The sequence below is a fragment of the Methylophilaceae bacterium genome (assembly GCA_018398995.1).
GTDB lineage: Bacteria > Pseudomonadota > Gammaproteobacteria > Burkholderiales > Methylophilaceae.
This window is the reverse complement of record CP073759.1, coordinates 1,736,233-1,752,808: the sequence shown is the minus strand read 5'-3', so window position 1 is coordinate 1,752,808 and position 16,576 is coordinate 1,736,233. Positions and strand designations below refer to the sequence as shown.

Below are 16,576 nucleotides of genomic sequence, written 5' to 3'. Positions count from 1 at the left end.
TTGCATACATCGCAATTTAAGTCATGCCCAAAGGATTCTACCGTTTTAAAAAACAAAAAGTGTTTGATGTATTTAACTACTTGTTTGCCACCTTAAATCCAATGTCATTGGAAACCTAGGATTGCGTTCCTCTAGCGTTATTTTTAATTGACCCGGCTTGTGTCCATGATTCCAGAAACGGGCAAAACGACGTGCCTCCGCCTCATTTGCGTTCACTGGAAAAGTATCATAGTTTCTACCTCCAGGATGTGACACGTGGTAAGTACAACCGCCTATCGCTTTATTGCTCCAGGTATCCACTAAATCAAAAATTAATGGCGCTTGCACACCTATGGTTGGGTGTAATGCTGACCATGGGTTCCAAGCACAAAAACGAACACCAGCAACATATTCGCCTGTATTGCCTGTTGGCTGTAATGGCAATGGCCTACCATTACACGTAACGATATGTCGCCCATCTGTTAAACCCCTAACGCGCAGTTGCATCCGCTCTACTGATGAATCAACGTAGCGTGCTGTTCCGCCCCCGCTCATTTCTTCGCCTAGCACATTCCATGGTTCAATCGCTTGCCGTAATTCAAGCTCTATCCCTTCATAAGCCACCGTTCCATAGCGCGGGAAGCGAAATTCCACAAAAGGATCAAACCAGTGCTGTTCGAAAGAATAACCAAAGCGTCGCAAATCTTTAACAACATCGGCGATATCTTGCGCCACAAAATACGGCAACATCCAGCGGTCATGTAACTCTGTGCCCCAATGAATCAGCTTGCCTTGATATGGCGCTTTCCAAAACCTTGCCACCAATGCTCTTAAAAGCAAACTTTGCACTAAACTCATTCTGGCATGTGGAGGCATTTCAAAAGCGCGAAACTCCACTAAGCCTAAACGGCCAGTTGGGCCGTCTGGTGAATACAACTTATCAATAGAAAATTCTGATCGGTGTGTATTACCTGTTAAATCCACTAATAAGTTACGCAATAACCTATCTACCAACCAAGGCCGTTCACTTTCTTTGGTGTCAGGCAATGCTTGCTCCATTTGCTGAAATGCAATCGCCAACTCATATAAATTATCATCGCGTGCTTCATCTACCCGCGGCGCTTGACTGGTTGGCCCAATAAATGTGCCAGAAAACAAATAGGAAAGTGCAGGGTGATTTTGCCAATAGGTTATCAAGCTTTTTAATAAGTCAGGTCGTCTTAACATGGGGCTATCAGCTGCTGTTGCACCGCCCAGCGTAGCATGATTGCCACCGCCAGTGCCCGTATGACGTCCATCTAACATAAACTTCTCAGTGCCCAGCCGCGTCAATCTTGCCTCTGCGTAGAGTATCGTCATGTTATTGACCAACTCTGCCCAAGATGCCGCAGGATGAATATTGACTTCTATCACACCCGGATCAGGCGTCACACTTAACATTTTAATTCGCGCATCGCGTGGTGGCGTATAACCCTCAATCGACAACTTCAAGCCTGATACTGCCGCGGTATTTTCTATTACATGCAGTAAAGCCAAATAATCCTCCAACCGATTTGTTGGCGGCATAAACACAAATAATCGTCCTTCTCGCACCTGCACACATAATGCGGTATGAATCACCTCACGCGCTTTTGGTTTTATGGTTTGTTTTTTTACGTTGACCTTGTTCGCAGCATCGTCAAGCGCTACTGTTTGTTCAAAAGGATCAACAGGAAACTCAGGGTCCATCTCTTGTGGCAACACCCAAGGCAAAGTGGCAAGCGGCAAACGCAAACCCATCGGCGAGTCGCCGCTCAATAAATATAAATGCTCACGTTTGATAGGCCATTTACTCGTTAACCATTCAACATTTGATTTTTCTTTGCTTTTCTTTTTGGTCTCAACTGCTTTAATTGGCATCACATAACCAACCACATCTCCCAAGCCAGTCTCTAGCAAACGTGCTAATCGGCGCCGCTCTTCACTGTCGTTTAAGTCCACTTTTAATGGATCTATATTTTCTGGCAAGCACGCTTCTAAATGCGCAAGTGAAACAACATCTTCATATGCTGGAATTAAGCAGGCTTCTGGAAAATCAAGCTGTTTCGCCAATGTTTTGGCAAATTGTGCAGCATGCTTAGCGGTATACTTATCGTTAACATGCTCATCCGAAAATAATTGTTCATCATGCCAGATTGGCTTGCCATCAACGCGCCAGAATAAGCTAATCGCCCATCTTGGCAAAGGCTCACCCGGATACCATTTACCTTGCCCATAATGCAACAGACTGCCTTTAGTGAAATGCTGTTTAAGTTTTAGCGCCAGCTCACCAGCTAATTGACGTTTTTGTTCGCCATGCGCTTCCGTATTCCACTCAGCACCTTCCATATCATCAATTGAAACAAAAGTTGGTTCGCCTCCTTGGGTAAGTCGAACATCTTGCTTCTTTAAATCTGCGTCTACTTTTTCCCCAAGCTGATCAATCTTAAGCCAATCCTCCTCAGAGTAGGGTTTAGTCACACGCGGATCTTCATGGATACGGGTAATCGTCATTTTATGATGAAAAGTCACCTCTGCTATATCAGCCAGACCCGTCACAGGCGCAGCCGAAGAGGGTAAAGCTGTGCAGGCTAATGGAATATGCCCTTCTCCCGCCATCAAACCTGAAGTTGGATCTAAGCCTATCCAACCAGCACCCGGAATAAACACTTCTGTCCAAGCATGTAAATCAGTAAAATCAACCATCGTACCACTTGGACCATCTAAAGCTTGTATATCTGCCGTCAGTTGAATTAAATAACCTGAAACAAACCGAGCAGCCAAACCTAAATGACGAAAAATTTGCACCAACAACCAAGCACTATCACGGCAAGAGCCAGTTAACTTAGTTAAGGTTTCTTCTGGTGTTTGTATACCAGGCGCCATACGAACCAAATAGCCTATCTCTTTTTGCAACTGCTGATTAACCGCAACCAAAAAATTAGCGGTACTTAAATGTTTCTTAACAATTTCTTTTTTTACCTTATTGACCCAAGCTTTGAGCAAATCACCCATCGGATCTGGTTTTAAATAAGCGCTTAATTCAAATGTTTGCTGATCGGTATATTGAAAAGGAAAATGTTCTGCATATTGTTCTACAAAAAAATCAAACGGATTAATCACCGTCATGTCTGCCACTAAATCGACCGTAAACGTTAATGTTTGCATCTTTTCGGGGAATACGAACCGCGCAATATAATTGCCGTAAGGATCTTGCTGCCAATGAATAAAATGATCGTTAGGTGTAGCAGTTAAGGAATAAGACAAAATTGGCGTGCGCGCATGCGCAGCAGGCTTTAACCGCACTTCATGTGGCGACAAACTGACTAAGCGATCAAACTGATAACTGGTTTGATGATGTAATGCAACGCGAATTGCCATGCGATTCCTTTTGATTTAATTGCCAAGTCATATTAGAACCAACTATCGATATCAACAACATTAAAACATGCACATTTTATGCCATTGTTTCTGTGAGCGCGCGTTTGTCATTCGCTGATAGCTGTTTAATCACCCACTCCGCTTTAGATGCCTCGGAACGATTGGCAAATTCAAATACTTTAAGCAAACGCTTGGGTGGATGAGAACGGGTATATTTCGCACCTTTACCAGCCGAATGTAGCGCATAACGCTTATCAACATCAACGGTAATTCCGGTGTAAATGCTACCATCTTCGCACTCTATTAAGTACAAAAACCAAGGCTTAGTGTTTGCTAACATTCTCAATCTTAATGATTATATTGACACCTTATTGGTGCCCCTGACACGAATCGAACGTGTGACCCTCCCCTTAGGAGGGGGATGCTCTATCCACTGAGCTACAGGGGCGGAGATTGACATTTATATGCTGAATTGATTACTTTTAATGGATAATAAACCACATGATTTTAACATAGCTATGCTTAACTAATATTAGATGCATGCGTGGATTTTGCTGAAAAGACAGTGTTATTGTTCAAAGTTTGATAGTTTATTACTGAGCCACGCACATGATATTTTTACTTTTTTGCGCCGATCGGATGTAGATTGTTTGTTGGTAAATTTTGTTGAATACAGAGTGCTTCGAGTGCCTCCGAGGTTACAGGTCGTGAAAAATAGTAACCTTGCCCATAGTCGCAGCCAACTGCAATTAATAAATCTTGTTGCTCTGCAGTTTCTATTCCTTCAGCAACCACTTTTAAGCCTAGCTTGTGCGGCATTTACTGTATTCTCACTCATTGGCCTATCACTGGCCCTCAATCCAGGAAATAGATATTTAAGGTGTCCAGTATGATTTTTTAATTCTTTTAATATCTCTAATGCTTGGCTTGCAAGAGGAACAATATGAAGAGTCTTCATCTTCATCTTCATCTTCATCTTATGCCCTGGAATTCTCCATTCATCATCATCCAAATTAAACTCAGACCATTAAGCTTGCCTCAATTCGCCAGGTCGTACAAATAACAATGGTGCAAGCTTCAAAGCACATTTAGTCACGAATAAACCATCGTAATTATCAATATCTCTTAAAAGAAATCCTATTTTTTTTTGGGTCTTGAATACTTGCGTGATGCTTTTCGACTATTGGAGTTAGAGAACCTCTAAGAACAAAGCTAATATCTGTGGATGCCCTATCAGTAGCCATCGCATAACGGAATACTTGGCCACAATTCATCATGGCGCGATGTGCAGTTTGAATATTTCCACGCTGTTCAATTAGCTTTATTGTCTGCAATAGGTCGGATGGTTTTATATCTGCTATTGGTATTTTTCCAATATGAGGGAAGATTGCTCGCTCGAACAGACTGAGGGTTCTGACGGTATTTTTAGCTGACCATTTGACGGTATTTTTTTGATGCCACTCACGTGCGACCAACTCAAATGTAATAGAGGAGTTGCGAATAGCTTCCTTGCGAGCAGTAACTTTTGATTCTGAGGGGTCTATATTGTTAGCAAGAGACTTACGAGCCTCGCTTCTTCGCTCTCGTGCATCAGCAAGACTAATAGTTGGATATACCCCAATTGCAAGAGTTTTACGCTTCGTTAGAAAGCGATAATGAAAACGCCAATACTTACCAGTAGCCGTAACAAGAAGGTACATACCGTCACCATCGGTTAACTCATATGGCTTGTCTTTGGGCTTAACGGTTCTAACTACAATGTCAGTTAATGCCATGACGGTATCTCCAAACGACCAAATATCAGATACCGTCTAAAATACCGTCAATTATGACGGTATGTCAAGATGTGATATGCGACCATCTGATTCAACAGATTGTGCATAACCAATTGAAATTTATTGATTTTGATGCGATTTGATACATCAATAAACTATTAATTGGTGCCCGGGGCCGGAATCGAACCGGCACGACCGCAAAGTCGAGGGATTTTAAGTCCCTTGTGTCTACCAATTTCACCACCCGGGCGGGTGATTAGTCCTTGCGGACTTGAAGTTGAACGCTGTCTTGATTAGCGCGGAGGGTATTCTAGCACCTTACAGATTATTTTATAAGCCAAAATTTAGGTTTTTTAACACTGTTCATCAAAAAATAATAGCTTGATGATAGGCAAATAGACAAGGAGACTAAAGTCCCCTTTTCTATTTTTATTGTTAAACTAGTTCACATCGCAGCGTTAACATCATTAAACTTTAATCAGTCACCACATTTTATATGGTGGTATTAAGTTTAATTTTATGATTAGCATTAATAATGTCGCTTTATTCTGGCGATTGCCGGCAAGCTTATTATTCAGTCCTGATCTGCGTTTTCGATAATACTAACCAAACTAACACCACAAAACAACATGGTATTAACAATAAATGACAATCAAGAATGTAGGAACAGGTACACGGAGGTCAGGTGCACATCGGATAATGATTAAACTATTTTTGCGGGAAGTTATTAATGCATTTGATAATTTAATGGAGGCGCGAGCCGGAGTCGAACCGGCCTAAATGGCTTTGCAGGCCACGGCATAACCGCTTTGCTATCGCGCCTTTGAAACAGGCATTTACTACTATTAAAACTAAAACGGGGATATCAGCGTTAGCTAAAAATCCCCGTTTTCTTAATACTGGAGCGGGAAACGAGGCTCGAACTCGCGACCTCAACCTTGGCAAGGTTGCGCTCTACCAGCTGAGCTATTCCCGCGTTAAGAAGGTGCGTATTTTAGCGACTTTAGCATGGTTGTCAAGCCAGAATTTAAGGTTTTTTTAAATGTTCTTAGACTTTTTTCTCTGTGACGTTCTACTTATACGACTCTTTAATAATTGGCCAAGCTGCTTTCAAATAATAAGCCATTGATACTAACGTTAAAAATGCTGCCACATAGATAAGCAACGTACCAAGCAATGCCGTATCAAAGCGACCAATATCATCAAAGTATAGCAATAATAAAATAGCGATCATTTGTGCTACTGTTTTTATTTTACCTATCATAGCAACTGCAACATTGCTTCTTTTACCTATAGATGCCATCCATTCACGCAGTGCACTAATCGCAATTTCTCGACCAATAATAATCAGTGAGACGACTGCACCAACGCGATCAAACTCTACCAATACGATTAATGCTGCAGCCACCATGAGTTTATCAGCCACAGGATCTAAAAAGGCGCCGAATGCACTGGTTTGATTATATTTTCTAGCCCAATAGCCATCTAACCAATCAGTAAGAGCAGCCAATCCAAATACACTTGCAGCAAGCACATTTAGCGCGTGTGTGGGCTGAACATCTAAAGCGAATAGATTATGTGGCAAATAGAAAATGCCAACAAAGACAGGGATAAGGGCAATTCTAAGCAACGTTAAAATATTGGGTATATTCCAAAACATAATCAATCATTCTTCTCATCATATTAATGAAACTGTGCATAAACTTTTTCTGCTAACGCAGGGCTAATGCCATCAACCTGTGTTAGTTCATCTATGCTAGCATTTTTTACACCTTCTAATCCACCAAAGCGCGTTAATAGTGCTTTACGCCGTTTTGCCCCAACACCACCTATATCTTCCAAGCTTGAGGTTATTCTAGCCTTAGCGCGCTTAGCACGGTGTCCAGTGATGGCAAAACGATGGGCTTCATCGCGAATTTGCTGCAACAAATGTAAACCTTGATTATCTTGTTGCAAATTTAACATTTCGCCCGTATCTGAAAAAATCATCGTTTCCAAACCGGGTTTGCGTTCTTCGCCTTTTGCAATGCCTACTAATAAAATATCTGGTAGCCCAACTTCTTGCATCACCTCAACCGCCACCCCAAGCTGACCTTTTCCGCCATCAATGAAAACCAAATCTGGTCGAACACCATCGCCAGCTGCCACTTTTCTATAACGGCGTGTTAATACATCTCGCATTGCGGCATAATCATCGCCTGGTGTAATACCAGTTACGTTATATCGTCGATACTCACTATTTTGCATATCACCTTTGTCAAAAACGACACAGCTACCAACAGTTGCCTCGCCCATCGTGTGACTAATATCAAAACATTCAATACGTTCAACAGTGTCAGACAAGTGCAATGCATCGCGCAAAGCAATCAATTTTGCCGCCTGATTTGCAGAAGTTGCGGCACGTTGTCCAAGTGCCAACTCGGCATTGGTTTGCGCCATTTTTAGCCATACCTTTTTATCACCAATTGCATGCGTGACGATTCTGATTTTTCGACCCGCCTGCTCACTTAATACTGCTTCAAATCCAATAGCATCTATCTCAGCACCACATACCAACAATGGCGGTGTGTTTTGTGCCATATAGTGTTGCGTTAAGAACGCTTCTACGGTTTCACTTAGCTCAGCATCTTGACTATTTTTTGGGAAAAAACTTTTATCACCCAAATGCCTTCCACCACGTATCATGACCAGATTAATACAGTGTTGACTTTGTAAATTGGCGCAGGCAATCACATCAGCATCAGCCACACTAAAATCACTGACAAACTGTTTTGCTTGTACTTGTCGTAATGCCTGCATACGATCTCGAAATGTAGCAGCCAGTTCATATTCTTGATTTAAGGCAGCAGCGTTCATCTTATCACCTAAGTCATCTAAAACTTCGCTTGTTTTTCCTTGCAGAAACATCGCGGCATGATGTACATCGTGGCGATAAGCTTCTTGACTAATATAGCCTACGCATGGGGCAGTACAACGCGCAATTTGGTGCTGCAAACAAGGACGAGAGCGATTAGCAAAAACTGAATTCTCACAAGTACGCAACTTAAAAACTTTTTGTAAAAGCTGAATACTTTCTCTGACTGCAACACTATTTGGAAATGGTCCAAAGTATTGTGTATTTTTTCGTTGCGCCCCGCGATGAAAAGCGAGTCGTGAAAAATCATCGCCTGTCAGTGCTATATATGGATAGGATTTATCATCTCGAAACAACACGTTATAACGTGGCATCATGCTTTTAATTAAGTTATTCTCTAATAACAATGCCTCAGCTTCTGTACGCGTCACTGTCGTTTCAATACCAGCAATTTGGGATACCATCATGCGCGTTCTTGGACTTGACAGATTTTTATTAAAGTAGCTTGAAACACGTTTTTTAATATTTTTAGCTTTACCCACATAAATGACAATGTCATCCGCATTTTTCATGCGATAAACGCCTGGCAAATTGGGCAAAGTTTTTAGAGTTGGTTTTGGATCAAACATCTTTTTATTTTAACAGCTAACCTTAATACTATTGCAGCTTAACCTTGATAATACCTTCAGTGTTAACATATTTTGACACTGGATTACCGTGGCGTTCATGTATGCTGTCATAAAAATGTCACGATAATTTTACTGGCAATCGTTTATATTACGCGGTATAAACATGCTCAGGGGAGATTACATGACTTTAAAAAAAGTAGATTATAAAGCACAAGTTAAAACGCTAGATGAGGCACAAAAAGAGCGTTTGCTATCAAGAATGTCTGGAAAATTGCCAAAACGATTAGCCAAAGATAAGCTGACTGAAGATGAGGCGCTTGCAATTCAATTAGAACTTGAAGATGAACAGTTAGAAGAATGGAAAGCAAAGTTAGCCTCGATACGGGCTAAAGAAGAGAAGGGAAAGAAGAAATAAAAACCTATTTATTTCTTTGCTTAAATCACAACATTGCTTAACTCACAACATTAAGATGCCATCCATTTAACAACTGAGAATAGAAGATGAAAAAATCTTAATAGCAAATCCAATAGGTGGTAGTGGATACACAATGCTTTCTACTAATCTTGCTGGTAACTTCGCTTGCAAAGGCAGGAAAGTATGCCTATTAGACTTGGACAACCTACAGTCATCTAAAACTGGTTAAGTCGGCGCCCAGAAACACTTCCAACAATCATAACTGCAGATAGCTTCTGCGCTATTAATAAAAAGAAAAATGTCGATATTGTGATTATTGACTCATTTGCTGGCAGTAGAGGTGACAGGTTAAGTAATGCAGTGAAAGATGTCGATTGGATTATCGTACCAATGCACACCCTCTTATGATATTGATGCGACTCAAACATTCATTGCGCTTTTAAAACATAAAAAGCCGTATGCCAAGGTCGAACATTTGTTGCTAATCTTGGTATGCGTGTTACTTCACGCACAAAATCGGCAGATAATCTTGCTCAATATATAGCAGCAAGCAGATCCCCTGTCATTGGCAACTTATGCAATGCGCCAATTGATGCACACACCGCTGAGCAGCCGCATGAACCTCTTTGACATGCCTTTGTACAAAACTAAAAAAGATCCAACTGAGTGGATGCCATTACTCGAGTGGATAATAAAAATTGAGCAACATCAATAATTAAACCAACACTAACCAAGCAACTGACCACCAATTGCCCAATCTTCTGTTTCAACTTCTTCAAATACAATATAAGTATAATTGGCAGGCTTGTGCGCATGTTTAACGAGTGTTTCTGTAATTTCTTTTGCAATTTCCTGTTTTTGTTGTTTAGTCACTTTACCAGCAAGCTTTACATTAACAAACGGCATTTTTCTCTCCTTTTAAAGGTTAACTCTGAATCATTTGAATCATTTTTTCACATGAATGATAGCAATCGATAGAAACTTCATCACCATTGTTAAAGACTTATTAATGATGATGGTCATGACTGGCAGAGATTACTTTGCCATTAACAACAAACCAAATATTTTTAATCAAATTAAACACGCCAAACAACAACAATAATGAAATAAATATCGAAAGAATAGGGTCAATTAATAACCAGCCTGTTAGGTAAATTATCAAACCTGCCGCCAAGGCGGCAACAGAACCCAATAAATCACCAATAACATGTAAAAATGCTGCTTGATGATTCAAGCCCTTTTCTCCATCATGATGATGCAATTGGAGTGCAACAATAACATTGATCACCAAACCAATAAAAGCAATACCCATCACATAACCTCCAGTTACTTGGCGCGGATAGCTCATTCGTTCAATTGCCTCAAGCACAATCCAAATAATAACAGCTGAGATTAATATAGTATTAATAATAGAAACGGTGATCTCAACTTTTTGATTACCTCCGCTTGCTTGAGCAACGCGATGGGATGCAAACATAGCCAACCCAAGTGCGAATGCATCAGAAAACATATGCCATGCATCGCCCAGCAATGCCAATGACTGTGTCCATATTCCGCCAAAAAACTCAATAAGCGCAAATATCAAAATGATAATAAAAGGAATAACAAAAGGATTTTTCAATTGAGAAGAAGATGTATTGTTCATACCGACATGCTAACGCATGCTATAAAAAAGACCAATAAAAAAACAGCGCATTCGCACTGTTTTTTTATTATTGAATAGGTTGATATTCCTCTAGTTGTTAGCTTCATCATTAGCCATTTTTCTAGGGTTTTTTCATGTTTTTGTGATATTGCTTCCAATGCCCTTTTGCCGCTTTTTTCATTCCTACCAATAAAACCATCACCATTGAGTCTCAAGGTTTATTTTTTTACATAGGATTCTTACGTTCCGTTTTAAACTCTTCATCACTCACCCTGTCATCATCACTGGCGTCTGCTTTTATCTCATATTGTTCTGGTTCCGTGTGCTGATGGTGGTCAGCATATGAAATAGCTGCACAAAAAGCGAAAGCTATTGAGAGTATATAGCATATATATTTTTTTCATTTAACCATTCTTTTTAATTTTGAGGCTTGACTACATCAATCTAAATAACCTATTACTGTAGATTATGATGACTTATAGTCATTTATAATAACGAATAGCCTGTTTATTTAATAAAGTTAACCTTATGCTCAGTTACCGACACGCCTTTCATGCTGGCAACCATGCCGATATACTGAAACACTATACCTTTAGCTTAGTGCTTGAATATTTCAATCAGAAAGAGAAGCCATATTGTGTAATTGACAGTCACGCAGGCGCAGGCATTTATGCATTGCAAAGTGAATATTCACAAAAAAATAAAGAGTTTCAGTCTGGCATTAATCGATTATTAGCGGAACAGTCCTTGCCAGAAGTGCTGTCAAATTTTATGACAATGGTAAACTCTTTTAATAGAGAAAAATTCTTAACTTTATATCCTGGCTCACCCAAAATTGCTGAATACTACCTCAGACCAAACGACCAATTACGCCTATTTGAATTACATCCCAATGAATTTCAAACACTATTAGCAAACTTTGACAAACCCAAGGTAAAACAAACTAAAATTGAATTATTAGATGGGTTTAAAGGCATTAAGAGTAGCTTACCGCCTTCTACAAAACGCGGCATCATTATCATAGACCCACCCTATGAAAAAAAAGAGGACTATGAACGTGTTGTTAGTTGTTTACAAGATAGTCTAAAACGCTTTGCAACTGGCACCTATATTATCTGGTACCCAATGTTGCAACGACCAGAATCAAGCCAAATGATTACAGCATTAAATCAATTAAATGTAAGCAATTGGCTCAATGTATCAATGCAGGTATCAAAGCCAGCAAATAGTGGCTTAGGCATGTTTGGCAGTGGCTTATATATCATCAATCCTCCATGGACCTTACCAAAATCGATGGAGAAAACGTTGCCTTATTTATCCCAATTGTTAGCGCAAGATGAAACAGTAACTACGCAGCTGGATTTTTCAATTGCCTAAACAGCTGAAACTTTTATTTTTCATGACAAAAAATTAATTGATTGCTTTCTCTGCCAAAGCGTAATGGATGAAATGAGCGATCACTCGATAACACAGTATTTTTATAACTAAAAGCCAATGTATCATCCTGCTTTCCGAAGACTAATGGCTGATCTCTATTTCCCCGTTTTAACGATAAATCTGGCTGACCACGTTCAAGTTGTTTAGTCTCTTTTCCGAATACAAGTTTACTATCCAACACACCTTGTTTTAGGACTGCCTCTGACTCACCTCTCGTTAGTTCAGAATCGACTTCACCGCGAACTAAAATATCAGTTGGCTTTCCCATTACAAGAAAGTGGCCATCCTTGCCTTTTTGTAGGATTGGATCCGTCTTGCCATGCTTCAAAGGTTGATTACAGAACGAGGAACAAGCAGCTTGGACAGTTTCCGCATATACATTCAAACCAAATAAATAAAAAATCAATAAAAGAACATCACGCATATTATATTTCTATGAAAAGGTTAATTGACTATAACGATATCAATCAATAAACACAACTTCTCTTGGTAATTATTTTATATCACAAACAATGTTTACATAAAATAAAAAAGCCTCACTAGATAGTGAGGCTTTTTTTAAATAAGAGCTTGGCGGTGACCTACTTTCGCATGCGAAGAGCATACTATCATTGGCGCAGGTTCGTTTCACGGCCCTGTTCGAGATGGGAAGGGGTGGGTCCAAACCGCTATTGCCACCAAGCATAAACGGTAATGTAACGCTGTTATAAACATCAGTTTATCTAACAGCCTTTAACAAATTGGAAGAAGTAAAGATGCTTTATATAATCTGTTACAGATTTTATATAAAGTAATGGGCTTTGATTGTTTATTTCGTTTTTTGGTCACTTTAGAACCAACCTCTTCCTAAAAGATATTCACTATCTTCAAGTCTTAAGGTTATAGGATCAAGCCTCACGAGCAATTAGTATCAGTTAGCTTCACGCCTTACAGCGCTTCCACACCTGACCTATCAACGTCCTGGTCTCGAACGACTCTTTAGGGGTTAAACCCCCAGGAAATCTCATCTTAAGGCGAGTTTCACGCTTAGATGCTTTCAGCGTTTATCTCTTCCGCATTTAGCTACCCGGCGATACCACTGGCGTGATAACCGGTCCACCAGAGATGCGTCCACTCCGGTCCTCTCGTACTAGGAGCAGGTCCCTTCAAATTTCCAGCGCCCACGGCAGATAGGGACCAAACTGTCTCACGACGTTTTAAACCCAGCTCACGTACCACTTTAAATGGCGAACAGCCATACCCTTGGGACCGGCTACAGCCCCAGGATGTGATGAGCCGACATCGAGGTGCCAAACTCCCCGTCGATATGAACTCTTGGGAGGAATCAGCCTGTTATCCCCAGAGTACCTTTTATCCGTTGAGCGATGGCCCTTCCATACAGAACCACCGGATCACTATGACCTGCTTTCGCACCTGCTCGACCTGTCCGTCTCGCAGTCAAGCAACCTTATGCCATTGCACTATCAGTACGATTTCCGACCGTACCTAGGTTACCTTCGCACTCCTCCGTTACTCTTTGGGAGGAGACCGCCCCAGTCAAACTGCCCACCATACACGGTCCCCGATCCAGATTATGGACCTAGGTTAGAACCTCAACAACATCAGGGTGGTATTTCAAGGATGACTCCATAAGAACTAGCGTCCCTATCTCAACGTCTCCCACCTATCCTACACAAATCTTGTCAAAGTCCAATGTAAAGCTACAGTAAAGGTTCATGGGGTCTTTCCGTCTAGCCGCGGGTAGATTGCATCTTCACAACCACTTCAACTTCGCTGAGTCCCTAGAGGAGACAGTGTGGCCATCGTTACGCCATTCGTGCGGGTCGGAACTTACCCGACAAGGAATTTCGCTACCTTAGGACCGTTATAGTTACGGCCGCCGTTTACTGGGACTTCAATCAAGAGCTTGCACCCCATCATTTAATCTTCCAGCACCGGGCAGGCGTCACACCGTATACGTCCACTTTCGTGTTAGCACAGTGCTATGTTTTTATTAAACAGTCGCAGCCACCTTTTCACTGCAACCCCATCGTGCTTCACGAGTAAATCGCTACACACTACCGGGGCACACCTTCTCCCGAAGTTACGGTGTTATTTTGCCGAGTTCCTTCTCTAGAGTTCTCTCAAGCGCCTTAGAATTCTCATCCTGCCCACCTGTGTCGGTTTGCGGTACGGTCTTATACAACTGAAGCTTAGTGGCTTTTCTTGGAAGCATGGTATCAATCACTTCATGTACAAAGTACACTCGTTATCACGTCTCGGTCTTAGCTCTCCGGATTTGCCTAAAGAACCAACCTACTCGCTTGAACCGGGACATCCAACACCCGGCTGACCTAACCTTCTCCGTCCCCACATCGCATTGTATAGAGGTACAGGAATATTAACCTGTTTCCCATCAGCTACGCATCTCTGCCTCACCTTAGGGGCCGACTCACCCTGCGCCGATGAACGTTGCGCAGGAAACCTTGGGCTTTCGGCGAGGGGCTTTTCACCCCCTTTATCGCTACTCATGTCAGCATTCGCACTTCTGATACCTCCAGCATCCCTCACAGAACACCTTCGCAGGCCTACAGAACGCTCTCCTACCATACTAATAAATTAGTATCCGAAGCTTCGGTTACGTGCTTAGCCCCGTTACATCTTCCGCGCAGGACGACTCGACCAGTGAGCTATTACGCTTTCTTTAAAGGATGGCTGCTTCTAAGCCAACCTCCTGGCTGTCTGTGCCTTCCCACTTCGTTTTCCACTTAGCACGTCATTTGGGACCTTAGCTGTCGGTCTGGGTTGTTTCCTCTTGACTACGGACGTTAGCACCCGCAGTCTGTCTCCCGTAATTGCATTTCTCGGTATTCGGAGTTTGCAATGGTTTGGTAAGTACTTATGCACCCCCTAGCCATAACAGTGCTCTACCCCGAGAATGATATACGAGGCACTACCTAAATAGTTTTCGGAGAGAACCAGCTATCTCCAAGTTTGTTTAGCCTTTCACCCCTATCCACAGCTCATCCCCAAATTTTTCAACATTTGTGGGTTCGGACCTCCAGTACCTGTTACGGCACCTTCATCCTGGCCATGGATAGATCACTTGGTTTCGGGTCTACACCCAGCAACTGAACGCCCTATTCGGACTCGCTTTCGCTACGCCTCCCCTATCGGTTAAGCTTGCTACTGAATGTAAGTCGCTGACCCATTATACAAAGGTACGCAGTCACGGAACAAGTCCGCTCCCACTGTTTGTATGCATACGGTTTCAGGATCTATTTCACTCCCCTCCCGGGGTTCTTTTCGCCTTTCCCTCACGGTACTAGTTCACTATCGGTCGATTACGAGTATTTAGCCTTGGAGGATGGTCCCCCATGTTCAGACAAGGTTTCTCGTGCCCCGCCCTACTTGTCGTTATCCTAGTTCCACACACGGGATTTCGTATAAGGGGCTATCACCCTCTATGGCCGGACTTTCCATTCCGTTCTACTATCGCATGTGCTAAAAATAACAGGCTGTTCCGCGTTCGCTCGCCACTACTTACGGAATCTCGGTTGATTTCTTTTCCTCGAGCTACTTAGATGTTTCAGTTCACTCGGTTTGCCACCATCTCCCTATATATTCAGGAGCGGTTACCCTTGCGGGTGGGTTTCCCCATTCGGACATCTCCGGATCAAAGCTTATTTATCAGCTCCCCGAAGCTTTTCGCAGATTATCACGTCCTTCATCGCCTGTAATCGCCAAGGCATCCACCATATGCACTTATTCACTTGACCCTATAACGTTAAAACCTGAACGCCTTCTTCGGAATTACTCCCTCATTCAAATCTTTGTGCATGAGACACAATTATAGGTTTTCTAAAGCAACTTCTTCATTATTCCAAGGTTATTAAAATAATGAATGGTTTGTTATTTCAACTTCATTTGCCTTTAATCAAACTTTACATTCAATTAAACACAACAAAGCAAAATGATTTTCGATTTTGCAATCAATAATATTATCCGACTAAGATAATATTACCCATTTGAATATAAAAGTCATCACAACTTCTATACTCTCTTTACTTCTTCCATTTTGTTAAAGAACACGCTAGCTAAAAGCTAGAAGCAAATATTGTGAACTCAATACCCTCACAAGACTTGCTTCTAGGTTTTACTTATCAAAGATCTTTACACCTTCCATGGCTTTTGGTGGAGGATAACGGGATCGAACCGTTGACCCCCTGCTTGCAAAGCAGGTGCTCTCCCAGCTGAGCTAATCCCCCATGTAAGGCGATATCTGGTGGGTCTGGATGGACTCGAACCATCGACCCCTGCGTTATCAACACAGTGCTCTAACCAGCTGAGCTACAGACCCTAATTAAAGGTTCAATTAGCGTGTCCGCTAATGTTTTGGCCAATCTTTGATATTGCTATATCTGAACGACTGATAAGTGTGAATGCTTGCAACCTAGGCACATT

11 protein-coding genes, 6 tRNA genes, 2 rRNA genes and 1 pseudogene are annotated in these 16,576 nt (G+C 41.7%); 3 read left to right on the top strand and 17 right to left on the bottom strand.

Features of this window, described 5'->3' with window-relative positions; translation table 11 throughout:
* Positions 1–72 precede the first annotated feature (72 nt).
* The 10 genes from KFB94_08835 to uvrC all read right to left on the bottom strand — a co-directional run bounded on the left by KFB94_08835 (position 73) and on the right by uvrC (position 8,636).
* Positions 73–3,378 carry a transglutaminase family protein gene (locus KFB94_08835; protein ID QVL45330.1) on the bottom strand — a complete coding sequence of 1,102 codons (3,306 nt, stop codon included), beginning with the start codon at positions 3,376–3,378 and terminating at the stop codon, positions 73–75.
* Positions 3,379–3,454: 76 nt separating this feature from the next.
* On the bottom strand, positions 3,455–3,718 hold the full coding sequence (locus KFB94_08830; protein QVL45329.1) for a GIY-YIG nuclease family protein: 264 nt from the start codon (positions 3,716–3,718) through the stop codon (positions 3,455–3,457).
* A 32-nt stretch (positions 3,719–3,750) separates the two neighbouring features.
* Positions 3,751–3,826: transfer RNA gene (locus KFB94_08825), tRNA-Arg, on the bottom strand.
* A gap of 170 nt (positions 3,827–3,996) precedes the next feature.
* Positions 3,997–4,197, bottom strand: a complete 201-nt coding sequence (locus tag KFB94_08820; protein ID QVL45328.1) for an EAL domain-containing protein — start codon at positions 4,195–4,197, stop codon at positions 3,997–3,999.
* Positions 4,198–4,493: 296 nt separating this feature from the next.
* On the bottom strand, positions 4,494–5,153 hold the full coding sequence (locus KFB94_08815) for an integrase arm-type DNA-binding domain-containing protein (protein ID QVL45327.1): 660 nt from the start codon (positions 5,151–5,153) through the stop codon (positions 4,494–4,496).
* A gap of 163 nt (positions 5,154–5,316) precedes the next feature.
* Positions 5,317–5,403: transfer RNA gene (locus tag KFB94_08810), tRNA-Leu, on the bottom strand.
* Positions 5,404–5,901: 498 nt separating this feature from the next.
* Positions 5,902–5,975 (bottom strand) — tRNA-Cys (locus KFB94_08805).
* Between the two features lie 78 nt (positions 5,976–6,053).
* Positions 6,054–6,129 (bottom strand) — tRNA-Gly (locus KFB94_08800).
* A gap of 96 nt (positions 6,130–6,225) precedes the next feature.
* The gene (gene pgsA, locus KFB94_08795; protein QVL45326.1) at positions 6,226–6,813 is read right to left on the bottom strand and encodes a CDP-diacylglycerol--glycerol-3-phosphate 3-phosphatidyltransferase; all 588 of its coding nucleotides are present in this window, start codon (positions 6,811–6,813) and stop codon (positions 6,226–6,228) included.
* Between the two features lie 23 nt (positions 6,814–6,836).
* The gene (gene uvrC / locus KFB94_08790; protein QVL45325.1) at positions 6,837–8,636 is read right to left on the bottom strand and encodes an excinuclease ABC subunit UvrC; all 1,800 of its coding nucleotides are present in this window, start codon (positions 8,634–8,636) and stop codon (positions 6,837–6,839) included.
* 181 nt (positions 8,637–8,817) lie between these two features.
* On the opposite strand from uvrC, the gene KFB94_08785 reads away from it, so the two are divergent.
* Together KFB94_08785 and KFB94_08780 are read left to right on the top strand one after the other, a co-directional pair.
* Positions 8,818–9,051, top strand: coding sequence for a hypothetical protein (locus KFB94_08785; protein ID QVL45324.1), 234 nt, complete (start codon positions 8,818–8,820; stop codon positions 9,049–9,051).
* A gap of 133 nt (positions 9,052–9,184) precedes the next feature.
* A pseudogene (locus KFB94_08780) lies at positions 9,185–9,766 on the top strand (ParA family protein).
* 11 nt (positions 9,767–9,777) lie between these two features.
* On the opposite strand, the gene KFB94_08775 reads toward KFB94_08780, so the two are convergent.
* Both KFB94_08775 and KFB94_08770 read right to left on the bottom strand, forming a co-directional pair.
* A complete protein-coding gene (locus KFB94_08775) occupies positions 9,778–9,957 on the bottom strand; it encodes a 4-oxalocrotonate tautomerase family protein (GenBank protein QVL45323.1) in 180 nt (59 codons plus the stop codon).
* Between the two features lie 100 nt (positions 9,958–10,057).
* Positions 10,058–10,696 (bottom strand): cation transporter, encoded by a 639-nt coding sequence (locus tag KFB94_08770; protein QVL45322.1) that lies wholly within the window; start codon positions 10,694–10,696, stop codon positions 10,058–10,060.
* 528 nt (positions 10,697–11,224) lie between these two features.
* On the opposite strand from KFB94_08770, the gene KFB94_08765 reads away from it, so the two are divergent.
* Positions 11,225–12,073, top strand: coding sequence for a 23S rRNA (adenine(2030)-N(6))-methyltransferase RlmJ (locus KFB94_08765; protein ID QVL45321.1), 849 nt, complete (start codon positions 11,225–11,227; stop codon positions 12,071–12,073).
* 13 nt (positions 12,074–12,086) lie between these two features.
* On the opposite strand, the gene KFB94_08760 is transcribed toward KFB94_08765, so the two are convergent.
* The 5 genes from KFB94_08760 to KFB94_08740 form a co-directional block, all read right to left on the bottom strand.
* Complete coding sequence (locus KFB94_08760; GenBank protein QVL45320.1) at positions 12,087–12,557, bottom strand: hypothetical protein; 471 nt, start codon at positions 12,555–12,557, stop codon at positions 12,087–12,089.
* A gap of 144 nt (positions 12,558–12,701) precedes the next feature.
* Positions 12,702–12,815, bottom strand: a 5S ribosomal RNA gene (gene rrf / locus KFB94_08755).
* 201 nt (positions 12,816–13,016) lie between these two features.
* A 23S ribosomal RNA gene (locus tag KFB94_08750) occupies positions 13,017–15,891 on the bottom strand.
* Between the two features lie 413 nt (positions 15,892–16,304).
* Positions 16,305–16,380: transfer RNA gene (locus tag KFB94_08745), tRNA-Ala, on the bottom strand.
* 15 nt (positions 16,381–16,395) lie between these two features.
* Positions 16,396–16,472 (bottom strand) — tRNA-Ile (locus KFB94_08740).
* Positions 16,473–16,576 lie beyond the last annotated feature (104 nt).

Excerpts from the sequence above, each read along its gene's own strand:
- KFB94_08835 (QVL45330.1), bottom strand. The coding sequence starts at position 3,378 with ATGGCAATTCGCGTTGCATTACATCATCAAACCAGTTATCAGTTTGAT.
- KFB94_08830 (QVL45329.1), bottom strand. The coding sequence starts at position 3,718 with ATGTTAGCAAACACTAAGCCTTGGTTTTTGTACTTAATAGAGTGCGAA.
- KFB94_08820 (QVL45328.1), bottom strand. The coding sequence starts at position 4,197 with ATGCCGCACAAGCTAGGCTTAAAAGTGGTTGCTGAAGGAATAGAAACT.
- KFB94_08815 (QVL45327.1), bottom strand. The coding sequence starts at position 5,153 with ATGGCATTAACTGACATTGTAGTTAGAACCGTTAAGCCCAAAGACAAG.
- pgsA (QVL45326.1), bottom strand. The coding sequence starts at position 6,813 with ATGTTTTGGAATATACCCAATATTTTAACGTTGCTTAGAATTGCCCTT.
- uvrC (QVL45325.1), bottom strand. The coding sequence starts at position 8,636 with ATGTTTGATCCAAAACCAACTCTAAAAACTTTGCCCAATTTGCCAGGC.
- KFB94_08785 (QVL45324.1), top strand. The coding sequence starts at position 8,818 with ATGACTTTAAAAAAAGTAGATTATAAAGCACAAGTTAAAACGCTAGAT.
- KFB94_08775 (QVL45323.1), bottom strand. The coding sequence starts at position 9,957 with ATGCCGTTTGTTAATGTAAAGCTTGCTGGTAAAGTGACTAAACAACAA.
- KFB94_08770 (QVL45322.1), bottom strand. The coding sequence starts at position 10,696 with ATGAACAATACATCTTCTTCTCAATTGAAAAATCCTTTTGTTATTCCT.
- KFB94_08765 (QVL45321.1), top strand. The coding sequence starts at position 11,225 with ATGCTCAGTTACCGACACGCCTTTCATGCTGGCAACCATGCCGATATA.
- KFB94_08760 (QVL45320.1), bottom strand. The coding sequence starts at position 12,557 with ATGCGTGATGTTCTTTTATTGATTTTTTATTTATTTGGTTTGAATGTA.